The 6,358-nt window shown below is 65.2% G+C and carries 5 protein-coding genes and 1 pseudogene; 4 read left to right on the top strand and 2 right to left on the bottom strand.

What is annotated here, in order from left to right; all coding sequences use genetic code 11:
* The 3 genes and pseudogenes from AC4D2O_RS17905 to AC4D2O_RS17895 all read left to right on the top strand — a co-directional run.
* Positions 1 to 333: pseudogene (locus AC4D2O_RS17905) on the top strand (aa3-type cytochrome oxidase subunit I); the annotation flags it as partial.
* A gap of 281 nt (positions 334 to 614) precedes the next feature.
* Positions 615 to 1,211: a hypothetical protein gene (locus AC4D2O_RS17900; RefSeq protein ID WP_490908722.1), complete on the top strand. Its 597-nt coding sequence runs from the start codon at positions 615 to 617 to the stop codon at positions 1,209 to 1,211.
* A 111-nt stretch (positions 1,212 to 1,322) separates the two neighbouring features.
* Positions 1,323 to 2,063, top strand: a complete 741-nt coding sequence (locus tag AC4D2O_RS17895) for a YcnI family copper-binding membrane protein (RefSeq protein WP_490908721.1) — start codon at positions 1,323 to 1,325, stop codon at positions 2,061 to 2,063.
* Between the two features lie 414 nt (positions 2,064 to 2,477).
* Here AC4D2O_RS17895 and AC4D2O_RS17890 read toward each other — a convergent pair whose 3' ends face one another.
* Positions 2,478 to 3,488 (bottom strand): serine O-acetyltransferase, encoded by a 1,011-nt coding sequence (locus tag AC4D2O_RS17890; RefSeq protein ID WP_490908720.1) that lies wholly within the window; start codon positions 3,486 to 3,488, stop codon positions 2,478 to 2,480.
* Between the two features lie 752 nt (positions 3,489 to 4,240).
* Here AC4D2O_RS17890 and AC4D2O_RS17885 point away from each other — a divergent pair.
* The gene (locus AC4D2O_RS17885) at positions 4,241 to 5,641 is read left to right on the top strand and encodes a hypothetical protein (protein WP_490908719.1); all 1,401 of its coding nucleotides are present in this window, start codon (positions 4,241 to 4,243) and stop codon (positions 5,639 to 5,641) included.
* Positions 5,642 to 5,741: 100 nt separating this feature from the next.
* Here the strand turns inward: AC4D2O_RS17885 and rsmD are convergent, their stop codons facing one another.
* Positions 5,742 to 6,314: a 16S rRNA (guanine(966)-N(2))-methyltransferase RsmD gene (gene rsmD, locus AC4D2O_RS17880; RefSeq protein ID WP_490908718.1), complete on the bottom strand. Its 573-nt coding sequence runs from the start codon at positions 6,312 to 6,314 to the stop codon at positions 5,742 to 5,744.
* Positions 6,315 to 6,358 lie beyond the last annotated feature (44 nt).

The raw sequence follows: 6,358 nt of genomic DNA, 5'->3' as shown, positions 1-6,358 counted from the left end.
AACCAGTTCTCCACCATCGGCTCCTTCGTCCTGGGCGCCTCCCTGATCCCGTTCTTCTGGAACGTCTACATCACGTGGCGGACCGGCAAGAAGATCGAGGTGGACGACCCGTGGGGCTTCGGTGCCTCCCTCGAGTGGGCGACGTCGTGCCCGCCGCCGCGCCACAACTTCACCTCGCTGCCCCGCATCCGCTCCGAGCGCCCCGCCCTGGACCTGCACCACCCCGAACTCATGGCCCGCTTCAACGAGACCAGCCACTCCCCTGCGGGCGCGGCCCTGGGCAGCGCGGACATGGGCGAGCAGGATCCGCGCCAGCCGGATCCCGGGGACTAGGCCGGCCGTGCAACCGAGCGGCAGGCCCGCAGCCTGCAGCGTCGCCTCCTTCCGGAGCCGAGGAGGACGTCACCCGATCCGCCGGCCGGACCGACGGACCTAGCCGGGACCCGCGAGACAGGGAACCGGCGCATCCTGCCGGCGGCCCATCCGGAAGCGCGCCGCACGCGAAGTACATGCACGGCGCCGGTCCGGACCGCGACGGTACCCTGTGAGGGAAGCATCTCGCCGGCCCGGCGAAGCTGCCGCGAGCGCGGGACACGACACGGAGGAGGCATCGGATGGCTGCAGCCCTGTCCTATGTCCGGTCCGTCGCCCTCGTGGCGCTGACCCTCTCCGTCTCCTCCGCGTCCCATGTCCTCGCGGCAGGGCACCTCCCCGCCCCGGGCGTCCTGCTCCTGATCGGCGTACTCCTCCTCGTCCCCATGATGCGGCTCACCCGGGGTCCGCTCTCGTTCCGCTCCGGACTCCTGACGATGGGCGCCGGACAGGTCCTGCTGCACACCGTGTTCGGGATGACGGCGGTCCCCGCCGTCTGCCGGAGTTCGTCGGCGATGCCCGGACACCATGCCGCGTTCGAGCTCGCCTGTTCACCGGCCAGCCAGGAGCAGATGGGCGGTGCCTCCGCCGGCCCCGCCATGGTCCTGCTGCACGCCCTGGCCACCGTGGTCCTTGCCGTCGCGGTCTCCCGCAGCGAGCAGGCCCTGGCCCTGCTGCGCGCCTGGCTCCGGCCCCTGCTCGTGCGCCCTGTACCCGCACCCCTTCCCCCCGCGCGACGCGGGCCCGTGCTGGACGGTCTGCCGCCCGTCGCACCGCTGTCCGTCCATGCCTCGGTGCCGAGCCTGCGGGGTCCGCCGGTGATCGCGCTGCCCGCCTGACCGGATCCGCCAGGAACCGGGCCGGACGGGCTTCCCCGATGACCCCGATTCCCCGCTGCTCCGCCATCTGCCGCCATCGCGGCCCGGAGCGCACTCCCGAAAGGCATTTCCATGACGTCCTCTTCCAGGCGCGCCCGCGCCGTCGCCCTGACCACCGCCGGATTCATGGCGTTCGGCCTCGGCGCCGCCAACGCCCATGTCACCGTCTCCCCCGCCTCCACCACGGAGAACGGGTACTCGCAGCTCACGTTCAGCGTCCCCAATGAATCGGAGAGCGCGGCCACGAACAAGCTCGAGGTGCAGCTCCCCACCGAGCAGCCGTTCACCTCCGTCCGGGTCAAGCCGGTCGAGGGCTGGACGGCCGAGGTGGTCACCGGCGCCCTGCCGGCGCCCGTCACCACGGACGACGGCGCGACCCTCACTGAGGCGCCGCTGTCCGTCGTGTGGACGGCCGAGGCCGGCGCGGAGATCTCGCAGCAGGAGTACCAGACGTTCTCGATCTCGGTCGGGCGCCTGCCCGAGGCCGGGTCCACCGTGCTGCTTCCGGCCACGCAGTCCTACACCGACGGCGACGTCGTGGAGTGGAGCCAGGAGGCCGAGGAGGGAGCGGAGGAGCCGGACAAGCCCGCGCCGTCCTTCGTGACCACCGTCGCGGCCGAGGGTGATGCCCACGGAGGCTCGCACACGGCCGCGGAGAGCACGGAGACCCCCGAGGCGATCGACGCCGAGCAGACCGCGTCCAGCACGGACACGGGCTCCACCTCCGCCGTGGCGTGGATCGGCCTCGTGGCAGGGCTCCTCGGGCTCGCCGCAGGTGCGGTGGCTCTGGTCAAGACGAAGCGCCGGGCCTAGCCTCACTCAGTCAGGACCTGGTGACATGTAGGTCTTAATAGCAGGGAGGGCCTCCGGGCCTAGTGAAGCTATTCAGTTCCCCGCCTCCGCCGCGGTCCTTGTGACCCCTTGTCCAAGCCATTCTGGCCCGGCCTCATCGCCGGACGAGTTTTGGCGGGCAGCTTTGTCGCCCACTTCATCGAAGAGTTCGGAGTGTCAGAAAGCAGATGGGTCCGCCGCCAAGCGTCGGACCCATCTGCTGGCCGGTCCCTCGCAAATCCCGCCCGCCGCCGGAGAGCCGGTCCGGACCGTCTCCCGGATCCTCGCCCATCACCGCATCCCGCACTGGAGCCTTTGACCCGTTCCTTCAGCACTACGGCACGGAACGCATTTACACAGGCAGCGGCAACACACCCGCCAACGGGGGTGCCGCGCTCAGCGCGTAACGGGGAGGCGAGGAGGCCGATGGGTGTAGCTGGCGTATTTTTCGATGTCTTTGCTGATGATTCGTGCTGGCACACCTGCAACGACACAATTATCAGGGACTTCCATGAGCACCACCGCGTTTGCCCCGATCACGACGTTGCTACCGATCTTCCCGCCAAAGCATTTCGCCCCGGGGCCGATGAAGACGTTGTCGCCGATCACTGGGGACCCGTTCCCATTGGACCGGATGCCGAGGGTGACGTTTTGCGCAATGACGCAGTCTCGACCAATGACCGAAGCAGGGTGGATGATTGTTCCGATGCCGCCGATTCCGAGTCGGGTTCCTTCGCCTATTCTCGCTTTGAAGGGAACCCGGCAGTTGTACTTGGTCTGGATGAACTGCTCGATGACATACGCGCCGGTCGTCATACCCTCCAGATGAGCTGACCGGGCGATCCGGTAGAGATCCATGGCTCCGAACTTGTGAAATTCCTTTGTCAGGATATCCACCGACCCCGCCGAAAACGAGAATGGCCGGAGGTCGGCCAGTTCGCCGAGATGCCCTTCATGTCCGACGATGACGAGGTCGCTGGGTATTTCGTCGATGCGGATGACCGGGCGATCGAAGAACACTTCGCCTACATGCTGACCGGTGGGATCGATGAAGCAGCTGACATCGCCTTTGACCGCGAGAACGTGTGCAGCGAAAGCACCCGCCCGCGTCAGACCGAAAATCCCATAGCTGCCTGGAGCAGCGACCTGCGGTGCATCTGGGAAGCCGGTGAAGCGGATTCTCTCGCTGATGCCAGACGTTGTGTCCCCAGCCGCAGACCGGATGTACCATTTCACCCGGTAGGGCCCCGGCTGCTGTAGCGCAAACCTGTGGGTGTTGCTCGGCCCATAGGGTGTGCGTTCGATTACCTCGTCGTCCAAGTACAGGTAGAACGCGTAGGACTTGCCGGTTGGAGGGACTGTCGCCCTCAACTGAAACAGGTTCTCGAATCCTAGTTCTATGCTCATGCGCTTCTCCCCCAGGTCTTGTTCGCTGCATGAACATTACCCAAGGGGGTCGACGAACGACGAAAATGCCCGATTCACGAGGAGGACGGGACTGCGATGACAGGGCTGATCGGGCCTCGTCCCGGGGTGGGTGTGTACCAAGGCAGCTCGCGGTGTAGCGTGAACCGGCCAACTTCCTCTGGTGCTCGGAAAGCTCATTCATCTCCGCACGGGGTTGCCGCGCTCGATGAGCTCACGCTTGGTTCGAATTGTTGTGGTGTCCGTGCAGCAGGACGACCGTACTTAGATTTCCGGTTGATCGTGTTGCTAATAGTCGAAAGGGTCACCTGATGCTAGTTTGGCCTTTCAACCACCTGATGAATTGAGTCCGCCCTTTGAGTGCTGTGCCGGTTATCTACCGTTCTGCGAAGCTGTCGGTGCAGCTGGTTTCAACCGAAGTCATTCCCAATGTGCATATCATCGGTGGGGCATCGGTTGAATGTGCCGCAGGGAGGACTGTCCATGCGCATGGAGTCGGGGTCCTCCGTGGGCAATTTATCGATGATCCCATGGTGCCGCAGCCGTCCTGGCTCGGTACGAGAGCGTGCCCCTCGCCCAACTAGGTCAAGACCTTCGGGGCAGCCTCACGCTGTACGTGGCTGATCGAGCGGCCCAGACCATCACGATACTCCCCGATCCTCTCGGGGGCGGGATCGTCTTCACCCACGAAGACGCGGGACGGCTGGGCTGCATCTTCCGATCTCAACGCGCTCGTGACGTTTCTGGGGAACATTGGTAAGAGACCGAGAAAATCGCTTGAATATGCGGCACTACACGCGGCTACTGGTAGCGGGGGTTTGGTTGAGTCCAGTTACGAGGGCATTTTTCCGCTCCCGCAGTTCGCCTATATCGAGATCTCTGCACAGCGTGTCGAGGTGCTCCATTACCCCGTGAAGACCTGGATCTTCACCAATGCAGACCCGTACAGCGAATCCCTGGACCATGCTCAGAAGGACATTTCGGAGAATGTGCAAGCCCTTGCCGGCGCCGGGCTAGCCCGCCGAGTAGCCCACCTCACCGGTGGCGTTGATTCCCGAATAGTCCTCGCGTCAATCCTCGCCTCAGGCACCGTCGACGCGTTCTCCTTCTACTGCTCAGGAGGACCAACGGAGCCGGATCAGGTTGTCGCTCAGCGTCTTGCCGTCGAATACGGGCTCACGATGACCAGGGCACCGGGTGTCGACGCGGTTCGTGTTCCCGAATCCACGAGGGAGGGTCTGCTGTGGCCACTCCAACACACAGCAGGAATCATTTCGGGAGCCGCGCACAAGGGCACCGCGAAGTCCTCCACGGCGATGGCCAGTGGCGGGTATGGGGAACTCTTTCGATCGTCCTATGGCAGGGGCGCAACCGGCGACGGTGACCCGCGGGTAGTTGCTGAACACGTCTACGGAAGATCTGCGTTCGCTGCCGGCCCCACGATGCGGATCATCTCCGGGGGGTTGGTGGAGATGACGCAGAAGTCACTCCAGTCAGATATCGCGTTGAGTGAGAACGAGGGAGTGCGAGCGGACGCACGCCTTGACTACGTTTACATGAACAGGCGCAACCGCTATTTCGTGGGCGAAATCAGCCGCTCAATTTCCCCCTTTGCGGCTCGGTTTGATCCCCTTTACACTCTTGCCGGCGCTTCACTTGCACTGCGACTTGACGCGCAGAGCCGGGGTGCCAATGTGCTCGGGATGGATCTTATCGAGAGCATGGTCGCCGGGTTGTCTCTTCTGCCCTTCGACAAGGACCGGCTGAGCGGCTCGTACGCTCAGGTTTGTGGCACTGTCACCCCGAGGCCGTTCTCGAAAGTCGGCACTCCCGCTTTCGACTTAGCCCAGAGGGTACCGCCCCGCAACGCGGCCCATGTGATCCGACGCATACCCACGCCCGAGGACATCGAACGCGCGAACAAGCTCCACATGAGCCCGCGGCTCATCGCAGAGTTCGCGCCCATTGCGACGGACCTAAGCGCGATCATTGCCGAGATCCCGGCCGCAGAATTTAACGCAGTATTCAGCCGGCCAGCGGTGAGATTGCTGCGCTCCAGAAACCCTTCGAGCTGGGGTTACTACAGAGCGGCCCGTAATCTCTATGCCAGTCTTCTCTGGTACACGCAAGGTTAGGTGTAGTGATTAGCCAAACACGGTGCATCGGGGGCTCTCCAGACACGGGTTGACCAGGCAGAGGCGGGCGGCAGAGCCCGGCCCGCGCCGGGGCCGCACGTCAGTCAACGGTGGGTTCGAGGAACCACAGGCGCGTCTCCCCGTACTTCTTGTCGGAGAACCGCTCCAGCCATGCGGGCCATGCCGGTTCGGGCGAACGGGCGGAGCGCTCGACGACGACGACGGCCCCTTCGGTGAGCCTCGTCTCGAGGGCCGCCAGGACGGAGAGCACGCCGTCCTCCCGCACCGTGTACGGCGGGTCCATGAGGACGAGGTCCCACGTGACGTCGGGGGCGACGCGTTCCAGGTAGGTCTCCACCCTGGTCCGGTGCACGCGCACCGCCGTCCAGCCCAGAACGCGGTTCACGAGGTCGGCGTTGCGCTGGGCGACGGCGGCGGCCCGGTCGACCGATTCGACGAGGTCCACCGACGCGGCGCCCCGGCTCGCACTCTCGACGCCGAGCGACCCGGAGCCCGCGTAGAGGTCCAGCACGTGCGCGCCATGCACCACGTTGTACGACTCGAGACTGGAGAACAGGGCTTCCTTCACCCGGTCGGTCGTGGGACGCGTGCCGTTCCCGTCGACGCTGGTGAGGGTCGAGCCGCCCGCGGCCCCGGAGATGATGCGCGTCATGCTCTCGACTCTAGCGTCCGCGCGGAGTTGCGCCGACCGCCCGC

The sequence above is a fragment of the Arthrobacter sp. TJ-238 genome (assembly GCF_058269215.1).
Note: the sequence above shows the minus strand (reverse complement) of the source record. Positions and strands in the feature narration are given on the sequence as shown.